Genomic DNA, 22535 nt, shown 5'->3' on the forward strand with positions numbered 1-22535 from the left:
AAAAATAGCCAACAGGACGTCTTTTTTTGCCGCGTGGCGTGTTTTATTTTGTGATGTATTTCAAAGACGTGGCGGGAATAGCATGAAAAGAGGGGAAAGGCTTGCAGGCCGGATAAGGCGTTACGCCGCTATCCGGCCTCTGTTCGAGGAATTAATCCTGACGCAGTACGTTGTGGCCATAGGCCAGCAGCGCGTCGGTGACGTTGCGCATCATGCGGCTTTCTGGTGCAAAGCGGTGCCAGTACAGCATTCGACGCTGGAACAGGCCTGGCGTTAAGTCGATAAGCTCACCGCTTTCCAGCTCTTTCTCAATCTGTAAGTGTGGGATCATGCAGCAGGTTGTTCCCTGACGGGCTAACTGGACGAAGGCTTCAGACGAGTTAACGATATGGCACGGTACGCTGCCCGGCGGCAGGTCGAAGTTTTGTTGCAAGAACGCCTGGTGCATATCATCAAGATGGTCAAACGCGACCGCCGGGGCTTTCAGCAGGGCGGAACGGGTGACGCCGTTTGGGAAATAACGCTCGGCGAAAGGTTTAGAGCCAACAAACAGGTAGTCCAGCGCGCCCAGTTTATCCACCAGACAGCTTGGCAGCGCCTGATGTTGAATACTCACCGCACCGACTACTTCACCACGACGCAGACGTTCCTGGGTTCGGGTTTCATCTTCAACCTGCAGGTTCAGTCGAATCGGTGAATTAGCCAGTACCGGGGCCAGCGCCGGAAGTAACCAGGTCGCCAGACTGTCGGCGTTCACCGCCAGCGAAAGCAGAAGCGGCGTCGAGCCGGTTTGTTCATCGCCCAGCCACTCATCTTCCAGCAGTTCAACCTGGCGCAGAAGCGCCAGTAGTTTCTGTCCCTGTTCCGTTGGGCGCGGCGGTACGGTGCGCACCAGCAGCGGTTGTCCGAACATATTCTCAAGCTGTTTTATGCGCTGTGAAACCGCGGATTGCGTGATGCACAGCTTTTGCGCCGCGCGCTCAAATCCTCGTTCACGAATAACCGCATCCAGTGCTTGTAGTGTTCTGTAGTCCGGACGTTTCATTGCTTTGACGCACTCCTGAAATTTTTGCTTGTTCTGCACTATGACACAATTTTTGATTGGGTAAAGACGAAATCCGCCGCTTGCGAGCGGGTGTGGGGACATTTTTCTGCACAATGTTCTATAATGCGCGTGAATTTTCCCACCATATTCACACCACAGGCGAAACGATCATGACGCAGGATGAACTGAAAAAAGCAGTAGGATGGGCGGCACTTCAGTATGTACAGCCCGGCACCATTGTGGGCGTAGGTACAGGTTCAACAGCCGCACACTTTATTGATGCGCTGGGCACAATGAAAGGTCAGATTGAAGGTGCGGTATCCAGTTCGGACGCATCGACTGAAAAACTCAAAAGCCTTGGCATCCACGTGTTCGATCTTAACGAAGTGGACAGCCTCGGCGTATACGTTGACGGCGCGGATGAAATCAACGGTCACATGCAGATGATCAAGGGCGGCGGCGCAGCGTTGACCCGTGAAAAAATCATTGCTTCCGTGGCGAAGAAATTTATCTGCATCGCGGATGCGTCTAAAGAAGTCGATATTCTCGGCAACTTCCCGCTGCCGGTCGAAGTGATCCCAATGGCGCGCAGCGCTGTGGCTCGCCAGTTGGTGAAGCTGGGCGGTCGTCCTGAATACCGTCAGGGCGTCGTGACGGACAACGGCAACGTGATCCTCGATGTGCACGGTCTGGAGATCCTCGACGCCATCGCGCTGGAGAATGCCATCAATGCGATTCCAGGTGTGGTAACCGTCGGCCTGTTTGCCAACCGTGGTGCGGATGTCGCGCTGATCGGTACGCCTGACGGCGTGAAAACTATCGTAAAATGATCTGACGGGAGCGTCTTCTCCCGTTAAAAAAATTTTGGCAGGGCAAATTTGGTGACTTGTGTCACGTTTATAATATTGTCCTGCCGATCTCTCCAAAGAAAAAGTTATCGCCAGTATTTTCCTCTGACATTTCCCGTTGAATGACATTTCTTCAGCACGGCGACGCAAACGTTCATATTGCCGCAATATTATTTTTTGATATGTTGAAGAGACGGATGAAAATCCCACACACAACACATCAGTTTGAACAAAAAAGACAGGGTCGGGGAAATGGCAAAGGTATCACTGGAGAAAGATAAGATTAAATTTCTGCTGGTTGAAGGCGTGCACCAAAAAGCACTCGAAAGCCTTCGTGCAGCAGGTTATACCAACATCGAGTTTCACAAAGGTGCTCTGGACACTGAACAACTGAAAGAGTCCATCCGTGATGCCCACTTCATTGGCCTGCGATCCCGTACCCATCTGACTGAAGATGTGATTGACGCCGCAGAGAAACTGGTCGCGATTGGCTGCTTCTGCATTGGCACCAACCAGGTTGATCTAAGTGCAGCGGCAAAGCGCGGGATCCCTGTGTTTAACGCACCATTCTCTAACACACGTTCCGTTGCTGAGCTGGTGATTGGCGAACTGCTGCTACTGCTACGTGGCGTACCCGAAGCGAACGCCAAAGCGCACCGCGGCGTGTGGAATAAACTGGCTACCGGCTCTTTTGAAGCGCGTGGTAAAAAACTGGGGATCATCGGCTACGGCCACATTGGTACTCAGTTGGGCATTCTGGCGGAATCGCTCGGGATGCATGTCTTTTTCTATGATATTGAAAATAAACTCCCGCTTGGCAATGCCACGCAGGTACAGCATCTTTCCGACCTGCTCAATATGAGCGACGTGGTCAGTCTGCACGTGCCGGAAAATGCCTCCACCAAAAACCTGATGGGCGCGCGTGAGATTTCGCTGATGAAACCGGGTGCGCTGCTGATTAACGCCGCACGCGGTACGGTTGTTGATATTCCTGCGTTGTGCGACGCGTTAGCGACTAAACATCTGGCGGGGGCTGCAATCGACGTATTCCCAACCGAACCGGCAACTAACAGCGATCCTTTCACTTCGCCGCTGTGTGATTTCGATAACGTGATCCTGACGCCGCACATTGGTGGTTCAACGCTGGAAGCGCAGGAAAACATCGGTCTGGAAGTAGCTGGGAAACTGACCAAGTATTCCGACAACGGGTCTACGCTGTCTGCGGTAAACTTCCCGGAAGTTTCGCTGCCGCTGCACGGTGGTCGTCGTCTGATGCACATTCACGAAAACCGTCCGGGCGTACTGACGGCACTGAACCAGATTTTTGCCGAGCAGGGCGTCAACATTGCCGCGCAGTATCTGCAGACTTCAGCGCAGGTAGGCTATGTGGTTATCGATATTGAAGCGGATGAAGATGTGGCGGAGAAAGCGCTGCTGGCGATGAAAGCCCTTCCGGGAACCATTCGCGCTCGTCTGCTGTACTGATTTCCTCTACATGGGCAGGCGGTTGACCTGCCCATCTTTCCTCTGATTTCCCTGCCTCAAAATCTCTTTCTGTAACGCATACATTCTGTTTTTCGAGCTTTGCCGCAGTTGGCAACTAAAGGCAGCGTTGCGTGTTGTACAGCAATAAAAGGAATTTACGATAGGGGCGCAGCATAGCGCTGAAACGGGAAAGCCCCTACCGAAGCAGGGGCTCTAAAAAGGAAAGGGACGATGATGAGATACGTCATCATGCTGCTGATCCTGTTAATCATCGCTTGCCCAGCATATTAACAGAGAGTACGCAGGAGGGAGGTTCGCCTCCCTCACCCTTCACCGAGGAATTTAGGTCAAAAAAACGGCGCTGTCAATCGGCAAAAAACGGCTACCACTCCCAGATTTTGGACGGCGTCACCACCGCTGGCAGCGGGATATCCCACTCTTCAACCGGCAATTTTTCTACTAACTGGCAGTCATGCGCGTAGCCCACGGGTTGGATCTTATGCTGCTGCCAGTTTTGTAGCGTGCGGTCGTAAAATCCACCGCCCATGCCCAGGCGTTGCCCGTCCTCATCAAATGCCACTAACGGCGTAATCAGTACGTCCAGCTTTGACAGCGGCAATACGTCACGTACATCAAGCCGTGGTTCCTGGATCTTTAAGCGATTGGTCACCAGGTCGCTGCGCGGATGATAGTGCAGGAACAGTAAATTACCGGGACTGAAGGGATGAAGAACCGGAAGGTAAACGCGCTTGCCCGCTCGCCACAGTTGATCTATCAGCGGCTGGGTATCGAGTTCGCCATCGAACGAGAGAAATACCGCCACAGTATGCGCGAGTACAACAGGGGGAAAACTGAGCATTCGGGTCGCGGCTTGCTGACCGTAGTGTCGTTGCTGTTCAGAGGTCAGCGCGCGACGACGCTGTCGAATCAGTTGACGAATTTCTTGCCGGGATAAAGGGAGTTCAGAAAGTAGTGTCATGGCTGTTGCCAGGTAGAAGGGAATCTCCGAGATGCCGCCGCAGGCTGTAACCCTTGAACCCTTGGTTCAAGGTGAATGCGTCGTCACAGTTTTAAGGCTTCTCGGACGGGCCGAGCATGCTCACCAACCATGGAGCGCCACATTCTTGTGGTATGAAATATCGGCTCAGGGGACTGGCCCGCTTGCAAACATCTCAGAGAAATTTTGTCTTCACGGTCACTCTACCACAGTAAACCGAAAAGTGTTATTCAAAGTTTTGGCCCGTTTTTTCGGTTATGCGACCCTGATCAAGCAACGCCTGTTCGATGGTCTGTTGTAGCATCCGAATACGTTGTTCCATGCTCGCCGCGTAGTCACGCGTCTTCGCTTTTTCCTGAGTTAATTCATAGCTGATGTTCAACGCGGCGATGAAAACCAACTGCTCAGTATTTGTGACTCTAGTGCGAACTTTCAGATCTTGCAATCGCTGATTGAGATCGTCCGCAGCCTGATTCAACGCATCCCTTTGTTCAGGCGGGCAATTCACTCGCAGTGAACGGCCAAATATTTGGATATCGACGGGTTGTGCAGACATGCCACCTTCCTGCTGATTGACTGCGCTGCCTTCGTCTCCAGACCTTGGGTCCGCGAAGGGGCGACACTATAGCTACCCTGGTATCAAGATACAAGCCCTTTTCTGGTCCACCAGGGCCCAAAGTGGTAGCATACCATGAATATTCCTCCCTTTGATGACGAATGCTTATGTCTATACAGAACGAAATGCCTGGCTACAACGACGTTAGCCAGTTTTTGAACCAACAAGGGGCTGGATTAACCCCGGCCGAAATGCACGGCTTGATCAGCGGGATGATTTGCGGCGGCAACAACGACAGCTCATGGCAGCCGCTGCTGCACGACCTGACGAACGAAGGTTTGGCCTTCGGTCACGAGCTGGCTCAGGCACTGATGAAAATGCACTCAGCCACCAGCGATGCCCTCGAGGACGACGGTTTCCTTTTTCAGCTTTATCTGCCTGAAGGCGACGACGTTAGCGTGTTTGATCGTGCCGATGCGCTGGCGGGGTGGGTAAACCACTTTTTGCTGGGCCTTGGCGTTACGCAGCCAAAGCTCGACAAAGTGACCGGTGAAACCGGTGAAGCGATTGACGACCTGCGCAATATCGCTCAGTTGGGATATGACGAAGACGAAGATCAGGAAGAGCTGGAAATGTCGCTCGAAGAGATTATCGAATACGTGCGCGTAGCCGCCTTGCTGTGTCATGACACGTTTACGCGTCAGCAGCCGACCGCGCCGGAAGTCCGTAAACCGACTCTGCACTAAGAACGAAACGCAAAGGAGAGTGTGATGAGCGAGATATCTCAGCAAGAATTCCAGCGTCGTCGCCAGGCTTTACTGGCACAAATGCAGTCCGGCAGCGCCGCGCTGATTTTTGCCGCGCCTGAAGCGACGCGCAGCGCGGACAGTGAATACCCGTACCGCCAAAGCAGTGATTTCTGGTACTTCACCGGTTTTAACGAACCGGAAGCCGTGCTGGTGCTGATTAAAAGTGATGACACTCATAACCACAGCGTTTTGTTTAATCGGGTTCGCGATCTGACGGCGGAGATCTGGTTTGGCCGTCGTCTGGGCCAGGATGCCGCACCGGCAAAACTCGGCGTTGACCGGGCGCTGGCCTTCAGTGAAATCAACCAACAGCTGCACCTGTTGCTCAATGGCCTGGAAGCGGTGTACCACGCGCAGGGCGAATATGCCTGGGCAGATGAGATTGTGTGCACGGCGTTGGATAAACTGCGTAAAGGCTCCAGACAAAATCTGCACGCACCCGCCGCGATCATCGACTGGCGTCCAATGGTGCATGAAATGCGCTTGGTCAAATCACCAGAAGAAATTGCGGTCATGCGCCGTGCCGGAGAGATCAGTGCGCTGGCGCATACCCGCGCGATGGAAAAATGCCGTCCGGGAATGTTTGAATACCAGTTGGAAGGGGAGATTCACCACGAGTTTACTCGCCATGGTGCGCGTTACCCATCCTATAACACGATTGTCGGCAGCGGCGAAAACGGCTGTATTCTCCATTACACCGAAAATGAAAGTGAAATGCGCGATGGCGATCTGGTGTTAATTGACGCCGGGTGTGAATACAAAGGTTATGCGGGCGACATTACGCGTACCTTCCCGGTAAACGGCAAATTTTCCCCTGCTCAGCGTGAAATCTACGACATCGTACTGGAGTCATTAGAGACCAGTCTGCGCCTGTATCGCCCGGGTACGTCCATCCAGGAAGTCACCGGCGAAGTGGTGCGCATCATGATTACGGGTCTGGTGAAGCTTGGCATTTTGCACGGCGAGATCGACCAACTGATTACCGAAAATGCGCATCGCCCATTCTTTATGCATGGTCTTAGCCATTGGCTGGGACTGGATGTGCACGACGTTGGCGTTTATGGTCAGGACCGCTCACGTACTCTCGAGCCAGGAATGGTACTCACTGTCGAACCGGGGCTGTATATCGCGCCGGACGCCGATGTGCCGCCTGCTTATCGAGGTATCGGCATTCGTATTGAAGATGACATCCTCATCACCGAGGACGGCAATGAGAACCTGACCGCCAGCGTGGTGAAGAAAGCGGATGACATTGAAGCCTTAATGGCTGCGGCGCGACTGCAATGAGCGTGATTATCGTTGGTGGCGGTATGGTCGGTGCGACGCTGGCGCTGGCCATTTCTCAGCTCAGCCACGGGACTCTGCCTGTTCACCTGATAGAAGCGAGCGAACCTGAAACTGACCGCCATCCAGGGTTTGACGCCCGGGCGATCGCGCTGGCGGCAGGGACCTGCCAACAGCTGGCGCGAATTGGCGTATGGCAGGCGATTGCCGATTGCGCAACGGCGATCAAAACGGTTCACGTCAGCGATCGCGGCCATGCCGGATTTGTGACGCTGGATGCGCAGGAATACCGTATTCCGGCGCTGGGCCAGGTGGTAGAACTGCACGATGTCGGGCTGCGTTTGTTTGCGCTGCTGCGTAAAGCGCCGGGCATCACGCTGCACTGCCCCGACCGTGTAGCCAGCGTGTCACGCACGCAGGAACGCGTTGAGGTTACGCTGGAAAATGGCGAGATGATTAATGGTCGCCTGTTGGTGGCCGCCGATGGCACGCGCTCCGCGCTGGCTACCGCCTGCGGCGTTGACTGGCAGCAACAACCCTATGAACAACTGGCGGTGATTGCCAACGTCACGACCTCCGTTGCGCATGACGGGCGAGCGTTCGAACGTTTCACGCAATATGGTCCGCTGGCAATGCTACCGATGTCTGATGGTCGCTGCTCGCTGGTATGGTGCCATCCGCTGGAGCGGCGTGATGAGATTATGGCCTGGTCCGACGAACAATTTTGCCGCGAACTGCAAACTGCGTTTGGCTGGCGGTTGGGGCGTATTACCCAGGCCGGTAAACGCAACGCCTATCCGCTTTCATTAACCTCGGCGCAAAAAGCCATTACCCATCGTACTGTGCTGGTGGGGAACGCAGCACAGACGCTGCATCCCATTGCCGGACAAGGTTTCAACCTTGGTCTGCGCGACGTGATGAGCCTGGCTGAGACGTTGACGCAGGCGCAAAACTGCGCGGAAGATATCGGTGATTATGCGGTGCTGGCACGCTATCAGCAGCGCCGCGAACGCGATCGCGAAACGACGATTGGTGTGACCAACAATTTGGTGTATTTGTTTGCCAATCGCTGGGCCCCGCTGGTCGTTGGGCGTAATGTCGGGCTGATGGCGATGGAATTATTCACGCCTGCGCGCGATGCGCTGGCGGAGCGGACCCTCGGTTGGGTTGCGCGATAGATATAACCTGTAGGCCGAATTAAAAAAGCAGGCCTGATTAGCGCAGCGCCATCAGGCAATGTCGCGGAAGTAATGCCGGATGGCGGCTTTGCCTTATCCGGCCTACGGTTTTTGATTGTCCTATTTTCAGGAGCAAACAGTGCAAAGTGTTGATGTAGCAATTGTTGGTGGCGGCATGGTGGGGCTGGCGGTTGCCTGCGGCTTGCAGGGCAGCGGGTTGCGCGTTGCAGTGTTAGAACAACATGTTCCGCAGCCTTTGGCGGCGGATGCACCTCCTCAGCTTCGCGTATCGGCCATTAATGCCGCCAGTGAAAAACTGCTTAGCCGACTGGGCGTCTGGTCCGACATTGTTGCCCGTCGCGCTTGTTGCTACCACGGCATGGAAGTTTGGGACAAAGACAGCTTTGGGCGTATTGCGTTTGATGACCAGAGCATGGGCTACAGCCATTTAGGCCACATCGTTGAAAACTCAGAGATCCATTACGCACTCTGGCAAAAAGCGCAGCGTTCAGCGGACATTACGCTGATGGCACCCGCAGAGTTACAGCAGGTAGCCTGGGGTGAGAATGAGGCATTTCTGTCCCTGAAAGATGGCGCAATGCTGACAGCTCGCCTGGTGGTCGGCGCCGATGGCGCTAACTCCTGGCTGCGCAACAAAGCGGATATTCCGCTCACTTTCTGGGATTACCGTCATCATGCGCTGGTGGCGACTATCCGTACGCAGGAAGCTCACGGCGCGGTTGCGCGGCAGGCGTTTCACGGTGAGGGGATCCTGGCGTTCCTGCCGCTCAGTGACCCGCACCTGTGCTCTATCGTCTGGTCGCTTTCGCCGCAAGAAGCAGAACGCATGCAGCAGGCAAGCGTTGACGAGTTTAATCAGGCGCTGAATATCGCTTTTGATAATCGCCTGGGGCTGTGCAGCCTTGAAAGCGAGCGTCAGGCGTTTCCGCTGACGGGACGCTATGCCCGTCAGTTCGCTGCTCATCGTCTGGCGCTGGTGGGGGATGCGGCGCATACCATCCACCCGCTGGCGGGTCAGGGGGTTAACCTTGGATTTATGGATGCGGCGGAGCTGATCGATGAGCTGAAGCGGCTCCAGCGTCAGGGCAAAGATATTGGTCAGTATCTCTATTTGCGCCGCTACGAGCGCAGCCGTAAGCACAGCGCAGCGATGATGCTGGCCGGTATGCAGGGCTTTCGTGAACTGTTTGCAGGCGAGAATCCGGCGAAAAAACTGCTGCGTGATATTGGTCTGAAACTGGCCGATACCCTGCCAGGCGTAAAACCACAGCTCATCCGCCAGGCGATGGGACTGAACGATCTTCCTGAGTGGTTACGCTAGCGTCCGTAAGGACAATCTTAAGAGTTTGAGACCCGTCACACTTTCCACTCCCGGCCTGCGCGCCGGGGTGCTTCTCTCATTTGAAATAATCTAATTCCACGCCTTTTTTCGCATTAGTTTTTTTAATATTACGTTTTTTTCATAACGCCATTTTTGATAATTTTTCCACATTTAATGTTGGTTGGTGCTGTTAATTCCAGCTTGTATTTATTTTTTATTCTGATTATTTGCCGTATAGATGGGGTTTTGTTCTGCCGGTGATTTTGCTGTTTTTGGCCATAAGCTAATGTGATGGTTAATTTTGCCTTATGGTTTAGCGTCTGTTTCGGTGGTAAGTTCAGGACAAAGAGAACGTTTGCGTCGTGGCCCCTGGAGCGGCTGCGGTGCTGGGTTTCGTGGCGAAAATTTCACCGCGAAAGAGTTGGTAGCCCCGCTTATTCAACGAGGAAAAGATGGCTCAACAGACTCCTTTGTACGAACAACACACGCTATGTGGCGCGCGCATGGTAGATTTCCATGGCTGGATGATGCCACTGCATTACGGTTCTCAGCTTGATGAACACCATGCTGTTCGCACCGATGCCGGAATGTTTGATGTGTCACATATGACCATCGTCGACCTGCGCGGTAGCCGCACCCGGGAGTTCTTGCGTTATCTGCTGGCAAACGACGTCGCGAAGCTAACGAAGACGGGTAAAGCCCTCTACTCCGGTATGCTCAACGCTTCGGGCGGCGTGATAGATGACCTGATTGTCTACTACTTCACTGAAGATTTCTTCCGCCTCGTTGTAAACTCCGCCACCCGCGAAAAAGACCTCTCCTGGATTACCCAACACGCTGAACCTTACGCCATCGACATCACCGTTCGAGATGATCTGTCGCTGATTGCGGTGCAGGGCCCAAACGCGCAGGAAAAAGCAGCCACATTGTTTACTGACGAGCAGCGCCAGGCGGTAGAAGGCATGAAGCCGTTCTTCGGCGTTCAGGCGGGTGATTTGTTTATCGCAACCACCGGTTATACCGGCGAAGCAGGCTATGAAATTGCCATGCCGAGTGAAAAGGCGGCAGACTTCTGGCGTGCGCTGGTACAAGCAGGTGTCAAACCTTGCGGTCTTGGCGCGCGCGACACTCTGCGTCTGGAAGCCGGCATGAACCTGTACGGTCAGGAGATGGACGAAGGCATTTCTCCGCTGGCGGCCAACATGGGCTGGACCATCGCGTGGGAACCGACTGACCGCGACTTTATCGGTCGGGAAGCGCTGGAAATGCAGCGTGAAAAAGGCCACGAACAGTTGGTCGGACTGGTGATGACCGAGAAAGGCGTACTGCGTAATGAACTGCCGGTGCGTTTCACCGATGCTTCCGGCAATCAGCAGGAAGGCATTATCACCAGCGGGACATTCTCCCCAACCCTGGGTTACAGCATCGCGCTGGCGCGTGTCCCTGCGGGTATTGGTGAGAATGCGATCGTACAGATCCGTAACCGCGAAATGCCGGTAAAAGTGACTAAACCTGTTTTTGTGCGTAACGGCAAAGCCGTCGCGTAATTCATCCTTTTTTGGAGATTGATTGATGAGCAACGTACCTGCAGAACTGAAATACAGCAAAGAACACGAATGGCTGCGCAAAGAAGCTGACGGCTCTTACACCGTTGGGATCACCGAACATGCTCAGGAGCTGTTAGGTGACATGGTTTTCGTTGACCTGCCCGAAGTTGGCGCAACCGTCAGCGCGGGCGATGACTGCGCCGTTGCGGAATCCGTAAAAGCGGCATCCGATATTTATGCGCCAGTAGGCGGTGAGATTGTTGCGGTTAACGACGCGCTCAGCGACTCCCCGGAACTGGTCAACAGCGAGCCGTATGCAGGGGGCTGGATCTTCAAAATCAAAGCCAGCGATGAAAGCGAAATTGAATCGCTGCTGGATGCGACTGCATATGAAGCTTTGTTAGAAGACGAATAAATACGCTTCATTCTTCACGTTGCAGGTGTGTTGGCTTTCTTGCACACCTCAGTTACTTACTGATGTAAGCTCCTGGGGATGTGCTGCGTCGCCGCCTTCCTGCAACGCGAATTTTTTGCGTATTCAGGTAAGTAGAGACACCTACGATTCACTGCACGTTTCAGGAACCATCGCCCATGACACAGACGTTAAGCCAGCTTGAAAATAGCGGCGCTTTCATTGAACGCCACATCGGACCGGACGCCGCGCAGCAGCAAGAGATGCTGAATGCGGTTGGCGCCGAGTCGTTAAACGCGCTGATCGGCCAGATTGTGCCGAAAGACATTCAGCTCGCAACCCCGCCACAGGTGGGCGAGGCGGCGACCGAATACGCTGCGCTGGCTGAATTAAAAGCCATCGCCGGGCGTAACAAGCGCTTCACGTCCTACATTGGCATGGGCTACACCGCCGTGCAGCTGCCACCGGTTATCCTGCGTAACATGCTGGAAAACCCGGGTTGGTACACCGCCTACACCCCGTATCAACCGGAAGTCTCCCAGGGCCGTCTGGAAGCATTGCTGAACTTCCAGCAGGTGACGCTGGACCTGACTGGCCTGGACATGGCTTCCGCTTCTCTGCTGGATGAAGCTACTGCTGCAGCTGAAGCCATGGCGATGGCCAAACGCGTCAGCAAACTGAAAAATGCTAACCGTTTCTTTGTGGCGGCTGATGTTCATCCGCAAACGCTGGACGTAGTGCGTACTCGCGCGCAAACTTTTGGTTTTGACGTCATTGTTGATGACGCGGCAAAAGCATTGGATCATCAGGATGTGTTCGGCGTGCTGTTGCAGCAGGTTGGCACCACCGGTGAAGTGCACGACTACAGCGCCCTGATGGCTGAGCTGAAATCCCGTAAAATAGTGGTCAGCGTCGCTGCCGACTTTATGGCGCTGGTGCTGCTGACTGCACCGGGCAAACAGGGCGCGGATATCGTTTTCGGCTCTGCGCAACGCTTCGGCGTACCGATGGGCTACGGCGGCCCGCACGCGGCATTCTTTGCCGCTAAAGACGAATTCAAACGCTCCATGCCAGGCCGTATTATCGGCGTCTCCAAAGATGCAGCGGGTAATACCGCCCTGCGCATGGCGATGCAGACTCGCGAACAGCATATCCGCCGCGAGAAAGCGAACTCCAACATTTGTACCTCGCAGGTTCTGCTGGCCAACATCGCCAGCCTGTATGCCGTTTATCATGGCCCGGTTGGCCTGAAACGCATCGCTAATCGCATCCATCGTCTGACCGATATTCTGGCAGCCGGTCTGCAACAAAAAGGATTAAAGCTGCGTCATGCGCACTACTTTGACACTTTGTGTGTTGAAGTGGCCGATAAGGCTGCGGTACTGGCGCGTGCTGAAGCGGCAGAAATCAACCTGCGTAGCGATATCCATAACGCGGTAGGTATTACGCTTGATGAAACCACCACCCGTGAAAACGTGGTGCAGTTGTTCAATGTTCTGCTGGGAGACAGCCACGGTCTGAACATCGAAACGCTGGACAAAGACGTGGCGCTCGACAGCCGTTCCATTCAGGACAGCATGCTGCGTGATGATGCGATCCTTAGCCATCCGGTGTTTAATCGCTATCACAGCGAAACCGAGATGATGCGTTACATGCACTCGCTGGAGCGCAAAGATCTGGCCCTGAACCAGGCAATGATCCCGCTGGGATCTTGCACCATGAAGCTGAACGCTGCCGCCGAGATGATCCCTATCACTTGGCCGGAATTCGCTGAACTGCATCCGTTCTGCCCGCCAGAGCAGGCAGAAGGTTATCACCAGATGATCGGCCAGCTTTCCGAATGGCTGGTAAAACTGACCGGTTATGACGCAGTCTGCATGCAGCCGAACTCCGGCGCGCAGGGCGAGTATGCGGGTCTGCTGGCGATTCGCCATTATCACGAAAGCCGTAACGAAGGCCATCGCGATATCTGTCTGATCCCGGCCTCTGCCCACGGTACCAACCCGGCCTCCGCACAGATGGCGGGTATGCAGGTAGTGGTTGTCGCCTGTGATAAGAACGGCAACATCGATCTTGGCGATCTGCGTGAAAAAGCGGCACAGGCGGGTGAAAACCTCTCCTGCATCATGGTGACCTATCCCTCTACTCATGGCGTGTATGAAGAAACGATCCGTGAAGTGTGCGACGTTGTGCACCAGTTTGGCGGCCAGGTTTATCTTGATGGCGCGAACATGAATGCTCAGGTTGGGATCACCACACCGGGCTTTATCGGTGCCGATGTCTCACACCTTAACCTGCATAAAACATTCTGCATTCCGCACGGCGGCGGCGGCCCAGGTATGGGACCAATCGGTGTTAAATCGCATCTGGCGCCGTTCGTGCCGGGTCATAGCGTAGTACAGATTGAAGGGATGCTCACCCGTCAGGGCGCGGTTTCTGCAGCACCGTTCGGTAGCGCATCCATTCTGCCGATCAGCTGGATGTACATCCGTATGATGGGCTCAGAAGGTCTGAAGCAGGCAAGCCAGGTGGCGATCCTGAACGCTAACTACATTGCCAGCCGTCTGAAAGATGCCTATCCGGTGCTGTATACCGGTCGCGATGGTCGCGTGGCACATGAATGTATTCTCGACATTCGCCCACTGAAAGAAGAGACCGGCATCAGCGAACTGGATATTGCCAAGCGTCTGATCGATTACGGTTTCCATGCGCCGACCATGTCGTTCCCGGTAGCGGGTACGCTGATGGTGGAACCGACTGAATCGGAAAGCAAAGTGGAACTGGATCGCTTTATCAATGCGATGCTGGCAATTCGCGCAGAGATCGATCGCGTGAAAGCCGGTGAATGGTCGCTTACAGATAACCCGCTGGTTAACTCCCCGCACACGCAAAATGAGCTGGTCGCGGAGTGGAATCACGGTTACAGCCGCGAAATCGCCGTCTTCCCGGCGGGCGTAGCGAACAAATACTGGCCGACCGTGAAACGCCTTGATGACGTTTACGGTGACCGTAACCTGTTCTGCTCCTGCGTGCCGCTGAGCGATTATCAGTAATCGACTGATTCAGCTATCTTTTAAAGGCGCTTCGGCGCCTTTATTTTTGGGGAGAATAGTGATGGCTATAGCACTGGTTACGGGGGGCAGTCGCGGTATTGGCCGGGCAACCGCGCTGCAGTTAGCGCTAGAGGGTTACACGGTCGCCGTTAACTTTCATCACAATATTCGTGCGGCAACGGAGGTGGTGAACAATATCGCCGCTACGGGAGGAAAGGCGTTTGCTCTGCGGGCAGATATCAGCGATGAAAGCCAGGTCGGGGCGATGTTTGAGTCCATTGACCGCGAGGGCGAGCCGCTGACTGCTCTGGTGAACAATGCCGGGATTTTGTTTGAACAGAGCACGGTGGAAAGCCTAACCGCTGAGCGTATTAATCGCGTCCTGGCGACTAATGTTACCGGCTATTTTCTGTGTTGTCGGGAAGCGGTAAAGCGCATGTCGTTTAAGCACGGCGGTCAGGGCGGGGCGATTGTGAATGTCTCTTCGGCGGCGTCACGGCTTGGTGCCCCGTTCGAATATGTTGATTATGCAGCCTCAAAAGGTGCGGTGGACACGCTTACCACCGGCCTCGCGTTGGAGGTTGCGGCGCAGGGGATACGCGTGAACTGCGTGCGACCCGGTCTTATCTACACGGAAATGCATGCGTCAGGCGGTGAGCCGGGAAGGGTCGATCGCGTGAAATCCATGTTGCCTATGCAGCGCGGCGGACAGCCGGAAGAGGTCGCGCAGGCGATTACCTGGCTGCTGAGTGAAAAGGCGTCTTACGTCACGGGCAGTTTTTTGGAGCTGGCCGGCGGGAAGTAATGCGTTGCTTGCCGGATGGCGGCGTAAATGTCTGCTCTGGTCTACAGGTTCAGTTCCCGTAAACCGGATAAGCGCAGCGCCATCCGGCAAAAAATTACAGATTCTCGCCGTTGCTGGCAATCACCGCTTTATACCACTCAAAACTTTTCTTACGCGAGCGCGACATATCGCCGGTGCCGTCGTCGTGTTTGTTCACGTAGATAAAACCGTAGCGTTTGCTGTACTGGCCGGTGGTGAACGAGACGCAGTCGATGCAGCCCCACGGCGTGTAGCCCATCAGATCTACGCCGTCATACGTTACCGCTTTCATCATCTCTTCGACGTGGGCGCGCAGATAGTCGATGCGGTAGTCGTCGTGGATGCTGCTGTCTTCTTCCACTTTGTCGTAAGCGCCAAATCCATTTTCAACGATAAACAACGGCTTCTGATAACGCTCGTACAGTTCGCATAAGGCGTAACGCAGGCCGACCGGATCAATCTGCCAGCCCCAGTCGGATGCTTTGACGTGCGGGTTCGGCACGCTGCCCTCAAAACCGGAAATTGCATCGCCGCTACCACCTTCCGCTTTTACCGCGTTGGTCATGTAGTAGCTAAATCCGAGATAGTCGCAGGTACCTTCACGCAGGATTTGTTCATCGCCAGCTTCCATTCGAATATTGAATTCGCGGCGCTCCCACTCGTTCAGTACATAAGATGGATAGTAGCCGCGCAGTTGAACGTCGGTGAATACATAGCGTTCACGCATCGATTCCTGCGCGAACATCACATCTTCAGGCTTACAGGAGTACGGGTATAGCGGGACCATTGCCAGCATGCAGCCGACTTTCATTTCAGGGTTGATGCGACGTGCGGCTTTCACCGCCAGAGCGCTGGCCACGAACTGGTGGTGCAGCACTTGGTACATAGTCTCTTCCGGGTTTTCATGCTCGGTATACACCACGCCGGAGCAGCAATAGCCAAACAGCGGTGCACGCCAGTTACGCTGGTTGTTGATTTCGTTGAAGGTCATCCAGTATTTGACCTTGTGCTTGTAGCGCTCAAAGACCACTTCAGCAAAACGGACAAAGAAATCGACGACTTTACGATTGGTCCAGCTACCGTACTGTTGAACCAGGTGTAGAGGCATTTCGAAGTGGGAAAGGGTGATGACCGGTTCGATATTGTACTTCAGCAGTTCATCAAACATGTCGTCGTAGAATTTTAGCCCTTCTTCGTTTGGCTGGGTTTCGTCCCCTTTGGGGAAGATACGGGTCCAGGCAATTGACGTACGGAAGCATTTGAAGCCCATCTCGGCAAACAGCTTAATGTCTTCTTTGTAATGTCCGTAAAAATCGACGGCTTCGTGGTTGGGGTAGTACTTACCTGGCACGACGTTCTGAGTGATTTCTCGCGGAACGCCGTGTGCCCCCCCGGTCAGTACGTCGCAAATGCTGGGCCCTTTGCCACCTTTATTCCAGCCGCCTTCAACCTGATGCGCCGCAACCGCGCCGCCCCATAAAAAATCGTTTGGTAAGGTAAGTTTTTTCATCTGCGCTCAGTCTCAAATTAATACAATCTGATTTTGAGTCTAACAAAGGAAAGATAAATGTCACGATATAACAAAATAGCGTTAATGTGATTTGTTACATCAAAAAAACATATTGTTTTTTTACGCTATTCTTTTCGCCAGCTTGCGACCGAGTGATTCCAGAATATAAATAACGGGGATCTGCGTGGTTATATCGTATACCCCGGCAATGCGTGTCTGTGGAACGTGCCAGGAGAGATTAAAGTCGGCAAGTTTCGCGAGGCGCGAATGTTCATGGCTGGTGACCGACAGAACCTTACAGTTATGCAGACTGAACTGGCTGGCAAAGCGTAGGATCTCTTCGGTTTCTCCAGAAACGGAAAGCACGATCGCCAGCGCGTTTCTGGCCATATCATTAGTTACCGGGAAATAAGGGTCATCGATGTGGTTACTAAATTTTCCGACGTTTGAGAAAAAACGAGCGCCATATTTTGCCAGAGCTCCGGATGTTCCCGCTCCGACGAATATAATACGCTCGGAAGATAATATAATATCAACAGCCTGATCGAGTAGTTTGTCGAACTCGTCGTTATTGACGCCTTTAAAGAAGCTGATAATTTCGCTGGCACCGAAATTAGCCTGTTGCGGTTCATTCTGCTCTAAATATAATTTGAAGCGTACGCGAAATTCTGAGTAACCTTCACACTTAAGCTTGCGGCAAAAGCGCAGTACGGTGGTGGTGGAAACGCCCACGGCATCAGCCAGTTCGCGAATGGTCATGTACATGACTTTGTCACGGTTTTTGATGACATAGTTGTAGACCAGCATCTCAAGATTGTTGAGACTGGCGATGGCAGCGTGGGAGAACATACTCACAATGGCAAAACTCACTCATCAGACTTCATCTACAGGGAATAATAACATGCAGCCAAATGACATCACTTTTTTTCAGCGTTTCCAGGATGACATTCTGGCCGGACGCAAAACTATTACGATTCGTGACGAGTCCGAATCACACTTCAAAGCCGGTGACATTCTACGGGTTGGGCGCTTCGAAGATGAGGGGTACTTCTGCACGATTGAGGTTGTTGGCACCTCAACCGTCACGCTGGATACGCTGACAGAGAAACATGCTCACCAGGAAAACATGACACTAGAAGAACTTAAACACGTGATTGCCGAGATTTACCCGGATCAAACACAATTTTATGTGATTGATTTTAAATGCCTTTGATTCTAAAGGTACGCATGTTAGCTGAATATTAAAATATAACATCATGATTTTTATGGATTGTTATTTAGTTGGCAAATATTTTAGCTAACAGGTGTTCACTGGAACCATTCTCAGTTACGCTAGAGGAGCAATCACGATAGTGTTCGTTTCTCGGGAGTAAAATATGGTTCAGAAGCCATTAATTGCGCAGGGATATTCGCTGGCAGAGGAAATAGCCAATAGCATCAGTCACGGTATCGGGCTGGTGTTTGGGATTGTCGGACTGGTATTGTTGCTGGTTCAGGCAGTGGATACCAACGCCAGCGCCATGGCGATAACCAGCTATAGCCTGTATGGCGGCAGCATGATCCTGCTGTTCCTCGCCTCAACTTTATATCACGCGATCCCCCATCAAAGAGCGAAAGTCTGGCTGAAAAAGTTCGACCACTGCGCGATTTATCTGCTGATTGCCGGGACCTACACGCCATTTCTGCTGGTGGGGCTGGATTCGCCGCTGGCACGTGGACTGATGATTGTTATCTGGAGCCTGGCGCTGCTCGGTATTTTATTCAAACTGACCATCGCGCACCGGTTTAAGGTCCTGTCGCTGGTAACCTACCTGGCGATGGGCTGGCTATCGCTGATTGTGGTGTATCAACTGGCGGTTAAGCTGGCGGTGGGTGGTGTGACGTTGCTGGCAGTTGGTGGTGTGGTGTATTCGCTGGGCGTTATTTTCTACGTCTGTAAGCGCATTCCATACAACCATGCGATCTGGCACGGCTTTGTGCTGGGTGGCAGCGTTTGCCATTTCCTGGCGATCTACCTGTACGTGGGGCAGGCGTAATTATTATTACCCAGCGGTGCTGTGCTTACCGGGTCTTTAAAACTCGTGACCCGGTAAGATAAAGTCACCACCCGGCGATTTACTCTTCCAGCGAATAAGGCAGCGGTACGATATGCAGCGTTTTCGCGTCGTCACGAACGCGGAACACGCTGTCGGCTTCCATGTCGTTATTCATCACAACCTGCACCAGTACCTGTCCATCCGCCAGTTGCACTGCGGCGAGTACGGTGCCGGTACGACGCCAGTTCTCACCCATTTTCAGCTCCAGGTCTTCACCTGCTTCCGGTACCCGACTGGCCGCCCCTGCCAGCGTCCACATGGCTCGTTTGTTGGCTCCGCGGAATTTTGCGCGAGCAACCATTTCCTGACCGGTATAGCAGCCTTTTTTAAAGCTGATCCCGCCCAGAGCCTGCAGATTGGTGGCTTGCGGAATAAACTGTGCGCTGTTGGCAGTATCAATCACCGGAATACCTGCTTCGATATCCAGCGCCAGCCACTGTTGGCTGTTATTTAACTCCGCTTCACCGCGCAGCTTCTCTACCAGGGTTTCCGCCGTTGCAATATCAACGATCAGCAGGAAACGCTCAGCGGGATGTTCGAACCACAATATGGTGGAAGAACCTTCAGTAATGACCTGCTTATCGCTGTTTGGTAATTCGCTAAAGAGATTGGCCAGCGCTGCGCGCGCCTGGAATCCCGCGACGCCCAGCAGTACGCGCTCGTCGTCCGGGGCAATCGCCACCTTCGAGAAGACCGCATATTTTTTCAGTTCGGTGAGCTGCGCATCGCGCAGACTACGGCGCTCAAGCCATGCAAAACCGTCACCCTGGCGGAACAGACGCAGGTTGCTCCACATTTTACCTTTGGCGTCACAATGTGCTGCCAACACGTGCTGATGCTCAGTCATCTGGCTGACATCCGCTGTGACCTGACCCTGAATATACTTCTCACTGTCGACACCGGTGATGGTGGCGAGCGCCCATTCATCGAGCGTCATTAGCGTCAGAGGCAAGCGCGTTGACGCGAAAGGCTGGCGAGGAGGAAAAGATATAAAAGCCATAATTAATGTCCTGATTTGCTTAACGCAGTGATAATGACTAATGGTAAAAGAGCTATGGCCCATTGCAAGCGGTTTAAACAGGCTATTTGTGCCATATATTAAGCTTTGCGAGGAGACATCCAAAAATGCTGAATCCTTTGACTTAATGTGGTTTTATTTAGCGAGCACGCTTCCGTTTGCTGATATTCCCGTAAATATGAGGGAAAAACACGTTACAATAGCGGGATACTTCGTTTTCGCGAGACAGGAAGAAGAACATGGATATTAACAACAAAGCACGTATTCATTGGGCATGCCGTCGCGGTATGCGTGAGCTGGACATCTCGATCATGCCGTTTTTCGAACATGAATATGACAGCTTAAGTGACGAAGAAAAACGTATCTTTATCCGTCTGCTAGAATGTGATGATCCAGACTTATTTAACTGGTTGATGAATCATGGGAAACCGGCTGATGCTCAGCTAGAGCAGATGGTGCGACTTATCCAGACACGGAATCGGGAACGTGGTCCAGTGGCAATCTGATTTACGCGTTTCATGGCGCGCGCAATGGCTTTCGCTGCTCATTCATGGGCTGGTCGCGGTATTTATTTTATTGATGCCCTGGCCATTGAGCTACACCCCATTATGGCTGGTTCTGCTCTCTCTGGTGGTGTTCGATAGCGTCCGTAGCCAGCGCCGAATCAATGCCTGTCAGGGCGAGATTCGGCTGTTGATGGACGGTCGTCTGCGCTGGCAAGGGCAAGAGTGGACTATTGCTAGCGCACCCTGGATGGTCAAAACAGGCATGATGCTGCGTTTACGTTCCGATGCCGGAAAACGTCAGCATTTGTGGCTGGCGGCAGACAGTATGGATGACGCGGAGTGGCGGGATTTGCGGCGGTTAATACTGCAACAGGCGAAGCAGGGATAATGCTGATGAATGCCTGATGGCGTGCAGCGTTAAGGTCTACGGTTCGGTGCGGCATGTAGGCCGGATATGGCGTTTACGCCTACATCCGGCAAAATGGTTATCAGGACCAGTGTTCGGCCATTTCACCAAGGATTTGCTCGCACCAGGCCTGAATGCGTTCATCGCTGAGATCGTACTGGTTTGTTTCATCCAGCGCCAGGCCAACAAACAGCTGTCCATCGGCAATGACGGGCTTATCGCTGGTAAATTCATACCCTTCGGTTGGCCAGTAACCAACAAATTTTACGCCTTTGGTGACCAGTTTATCGTGCAGCATACCCAGCGCATCCAGGAACCATTCACCGTATCCCAACTGATCGCCCATACCGTAAAGCGCAACAATTTTGCCTTCCAGGTTGAGGTCGTCCAGTTGCTCCCAGACCGCTTCCCAGTCCTCTTGGATTTCACCGAAATCCCAGGTTGGGATGCCTAAAATGAGCACGTCATACTGCTCCATTAAGGTCGGGGAATCATCTTTGAGGTTGTGCAGTGTCACCAGTTCGGGACCCAGGATATCGCGGATTTTTTCTGCTGCCATTTCGGTATAGCAGGTGCTGGAACCGTAAAAAAGACCCATGTTCATGACGTAAACATCTCAATTCTGCTGTAGCGTTGCGGGTAGTGTAACAGAATCGCCGCATTCTCGGCACAATGAGGCATAATGCATCAAAAATGAGAGTGAAATAAGGGGCGCGAGTGGAACAGGATCTGGCGCGCATCGAGCAGTTTCTTGATGCCCTGTGGCTGGAACGAAATCTGGCGGAAAACACGCTAAGTGCGTATCGTCGCGATCTGATCATGCTTGTCGAATGGCTACATCACCGCGGCGCCTCGCTTGCGACCGCGCAGAGTGATGACCTGCAAGCATTGCTGGCTGAGCGGATGGATGGGGGATATAAAGCCACCAGTTCCGCACGCTTGCTCAGTGCAATGCGGCGTTTTTTTCAGCATCTGTACCGTGAAAAATATCGCGAAGATGACCCCAGCGCCTCGCTTGCATCACCTAAACTTCCGCAGCGTCTGCCCAAAGATCTCAGCGAAGCACAGGTCGAACGACTTCTGCAGGCGCCGCTGATAGAACAACCGCTGGAACTTCGCGACAAAGCCATGCTGGAAGTATTGTATGCCACAGGCCTGCGCGTGTCTGAACTGGTGGGGCTGACGATGAGTGACGTCAGCCTGCGTCAGGGCGTGGTTCGGGTGATCGGTAAAGGTAATAAAGAGCGCCTTGTCCCGTTAGGTGAGGAGGCGGTGTACTGGCTGGAAACGTACCTGGAGCATGGGCGTCCGTGGTTGCTCAACGGTGTATCAATAGATGTGCTGTTTCCCAGCCAGCGGGCGCAACAGATGACTCGTCAAACCTTCTGGCATCGTATCAAACACTATGCTGTGTTGGCTGGAATCGACAGCGAAAAGCTGTCCCCGCACGTTCTGCGGCATGCGTTTGCCACGCATCTGCTCAACCATGGCGCTGATCTGCGCGTGGTGCAGATGCTACTGGGGCATAGCGACCTCTCGACAACGCAGATTTATACTCATGTCGCAACGGAGCGCTTGCGGCAACTACATCAACAGCATCACCCGCGAGCGTGAGTGCTG

Annotated in this window: 22 protein-coding genes and 1 other RNA gene; 15 read left to right on the forward strand and 8 right to left on the reverse strand. The window is 53.4% G+C overall.

Translation table 11 applies throughout. From position 1 onward, the window contains the following. Nucleotides 1-151 precede the first annotated feature (151 nt). Nucleotides 152-1045 carry a DNA-binding transcriptional regulator ArgP gene (argP, locus tag OGW44_RS22790; protein ID WP_003825477.1) on the reverse strand — a complete coding sequence of 298 codons (894 nt, stop codon included), beginning with the start codon at nt 1043-1045 and terminating at the stop codon, nt 152-154. Between the two features lie 170 nt (nt 1046-1215). On the opposite strand from argP, the gene rpiA reads away from it, so the two are divergent. Beyond that, nucleotides 1216-1875: a ribose-5-phosphate isomerase RpiA gene (gene rpiA / locus OGW44_RS22795; protein WP_016154364.1), complete on the forward strand. Its 660-nt coding sequence runs from the start codon at nt 1216-1218 to the stop codon at nt 1873-1875. Between the two features lie 270 nt (nt 1876-2145). Next, on the forward strand, nt 2146-3378 hold the full coding sequence (serA, locus tag OGW44_RS22800) for a phosphoglycerate dehydrogenase (RefSeq protein ID WP_016154363.1): 1233 nt from the start codon (nt 2146-2148) through the stop codon (nt 3376-3378). Nucleotides 3379-3760: 382 nt separating this feature from the next. Here the strand turns inward: serA and OGW44_RS22805 are convergent, their stop codons facing one another. The 3 genes from OGW44_RS22805 to zapA form a co-directional block, all read right to left on the reverse strand. Then, nucleotides 3761-4357, reverse strand: coding sequence for a 5-formyltetrahydrofolate cyclo-ligase (locus OGW44_RS22805; RefSeq protein ID WP_047414432.1), 597 nt, complete (start codon nt 4355-4357; stop codon nt 3761-3763). A 19-nt stretch (nt 4358-4376) separates the two neighbouring features. Then, nucleotides 4377-4560, reverse strand: a non-coding RNA gene (ssrS, locus tag OGW44_RS22810) — 6S RNA. A 41-nt stretch (nt 4561-4601) separates the two neighbouring features. Beyond that, nucleotides 4602-4931 (reverse strand): cell division protein ZapA, encoded by a 330-nt coding sequence (gene zapA / locus OGW44_RS22815; protein WP_006686880.1) that lies wholly within the window; start codon nt 4929-4931, stop codon nt 4602-4604. Between the two features lie 167 nt (nt 4932-5098). On the opposite strand from zapA, the gene OGW44_RS22820 reads away from it, so the two are divergent. From OGW44_RS22820 to OGW44_RS22855, 8 genes are all read left to right on the forward strand, one after another. After that, nucleotides 5099-5677, forward strand: coding sequence for a YecA/YgfB family protein (locus tag OGW44_RS22820; protein WP_016157420.1), 579 nt, complete (start codon nt 5099-5101; stop codon nt 5675-5677). Between the two features lie 24 nt (nt 5678-5701). Then, on the forward strand, nt 5702-7027 hold the full coding sequence (pepP, locus tag OGW44_RS22825; RefSeq protein ID WP_185654447.1) for a Xaa-Pro aminopeptidase: 1326 nt from the start codon (nt 5702-5704) through the stop codon (nt 7025-7027). After that, nucleotides 7024-8202: a 2-octaprenyl-6-methoxyphenyl hydroxylase gene (gene ubiH, locus OGW44_RS22830; RefSeq protein ID WP_016154358.1), complete on the forward strand. Its 1179-nt coding sequence runs from the start codon at nt 7024-7026 to the stop codon at nt 8200-8202. Before pepP ends, ubiH begins: the two co-directional genes overlap by 4 nt. Before the next feature lie 139 nt (nt 8203-8341). After that, nucleotides 8342-9544: an FAD-dependent 2-octaprenylphenol hydroxylase gene (ubiI, locus tag OGW44_RS22835; RefSeq protein ID WP_016154357.1), complete on the forward strand. Its 1203-nt coding sequence runs from the start codon at nt 8342-8344 to the stop codon at nt 9542-9544. Between the two features lie 452 nt (nt 9545-9996). Beyond that, a complete protein-coding gene (gcvT, locus tag OGW44_RS22840; protein ID WP_016157417.1) occupies nt 9997-11091 on the forward strand; it encodes a glycine cleavage system aminomethyltransferase GcvT in 1095 nt (364 codons plus the stop codon). Nucleotides 11092-11116: 25 nt separating this feature from the next. Further along, the gene (gene gcvH, locus OGW44_RS22845) at nt 11117-11506 is read left to right on the forward strand and encodes a glycine cleavage system protein GcvH (RefSeq protein ID WP_003026965.1); all 390 of its coding nucleotides are present in this window, start codon (nt 11117-11119) and stop codon (nt 11504-11506) included. A gap of 176 nt (nt 11507-11682) precedes the next feature. Further along, nucleotides 11683-14556: an aminomethyl-transferring glycine dehydrogenase gene (gcvP, locus tag OGW44_RS22850; protein ID WP_185654448.1), complete on the forward strand. Its 2874-nt coding sequence runs from the start codon at nt 11683-11685 to the stop codon at nt 14554-14556. Nucleotides 14557-14617: 61 nt separating this feature from the next. Beyond that, the gene (locus tag OGW44_RS22855; protein ID WP_046274935.1) at nt 14618-15361 is read left to right on the forward strand and encodes an SDR family oxidoreductase; all 744 of its coding nucleotides are present in this window, start codon (nt 14618-14620) and stop codon (nt 15359-15361) included. A 94-nt stretch (nt 15362-15455) separates the two neighbouring features. Here the strand turns inward: OGW44_RS22855 and bglA are convergent, their stop codons facing one another. After that, nucleotides 15456-16889: a 6-phospho-beta-glucosidase BglA gene (bglA, locus tag OGW44_RS22860; RefSeq protein WP_185654449.1), complete on the reverse strand. Its 1434-nt coding sequence runs from the start codon at nt 16887-16889 to the stop codon at nt 15456-15458. Between the two features lie 120 nt (nt 16890-17009). Beyond that, nucleotides 17010-17738, reverse strand: coding sequence for a MurR/RpiR family transcriptional regulator (locus OGW44_RS22865; protein ID WP_003838265.1), 729 nt, complete (start codon nt 17736-17738; stop codon nt 17010-17012). A 52-nt stretch (nt 17739-17790) separates the two neighbouring features. On the opposite strand from OGW44_RS22865, the gene yqfB reads away from it, so the two are divergent. Both yqfB and trhA read left to right on the forward strand, forming a co-directional pair. Beyond that, nucleotides 17791-18102 carry a N(4)-acetylcytidine aminohydrolase gene (gene yqfB, locus OGW44_RS22870; protein ID WP_101700204.1) on the forward strand — a complete coding sequence of 104 codons (312 nt, stop codon included), beginning with the start codon at nt 17791-17793 and terminating at the stop codon, nt 18100-18102. A gap of 163 nt (nt 18103-18265) precedes the next feature. After that, the gene (trhA, locus tag OGW44_RS22875) at nt 18266-18925 is read left to right on the forward strand and encodes a PAQR family membrane homeostasis protein TrhA (protein ID WP_016154351.1); all 660 of its coding nucleotides are present in this window, start codon (nt 18266-18268) and stop codon (nt 18923-18925) included. A gap of 79 nt (nt 18926-19004) precedes the next feature. On the opposite strand, the gene ygfZ is transcribed toward trhA, so the two are convergent. Continuing rightward, the gene (gene ygfZ / locus OGW44_RS22880) at nt 19005-19985 is read right to left on the reverse strand and encodes a tRNA-modifying protein YgfZ (RefSeq protein WP_019077629.1); all 981 of its coding nucleotides are present in this window, start codon (nt 19983-19985) and stop codon (nt 19005-19007) included. A gap of 257 nt (nt 19986-20242) precedes the next feature. Between ygfZ and sdhE the strand changes: the two genes are divergently transcribed. Continuing rightward, nucleotides 20243-20509 carry an FAD assembly factor SdhE gene (gene sdhE / locus OGW44_RS22885; protein ID WP_016154349.1) on the forward strand — a complete coding sequence of 89 codons (267 nt, stop codon included), beginning with the start codon at nt 20243-20245 and terminating at the stop codon, nt 20507-20509. Beyond that, nucleotides 20490-20897, forward strand: coding sequence for a protein YgfX (locus OGW44_RS22890; RefSeq protein WP_016154348.1), 408 nt, complete (start codon nt 20490-20492; stop codon nt 20895-20897). Before sdhE ends, OGW44_RS22890 begins: the two co-directional genes overlap by 20 nt. Nucleotides 20898-20997: 100 nt before the next feature. Here the strand turns inward: OGW44_RS22890 and fldB are convergent, their stop codons facing one another. Further along, on the reverse strand, nt 20998-21519 hold the full coding sequence (fldB, locus tag OGW44_RS22895; protein ID WP_016154347.1) for a flavodoxin FldB: 522 nt from the start codon (nt 21517-21519) through the stop codon (nt 20998-21000). Between the two features lie 113 nt (nt 21520-21632). On the opposite strand from fldB, the gene xerD reads away from it, so the two are divergent. Further along, nucleotides 21633-22529: a site-specific tyrosine recombinase XerD gene (gene xerD, locus OGW44_RS22900; RefSeq protein ID WP_046274931.1), complete on the forward strand. Its 897-nt coding sequence runs from the start codon at nt 21633-21635 to the stop codon at nt 22527-22529. Nucleotides 22530-22535 lie beyond the last annotated feature (6 nt).

It is taken from the genome of Citrobacter sp. Cb023 (assembly GCF_030336805.1).
GTDB lineage: Bacteria > Pseudomonadota > Gammaproteobacteria > Enterobacterales > Enterobacteriaceae > Citrobacter > Citrobacter braakii.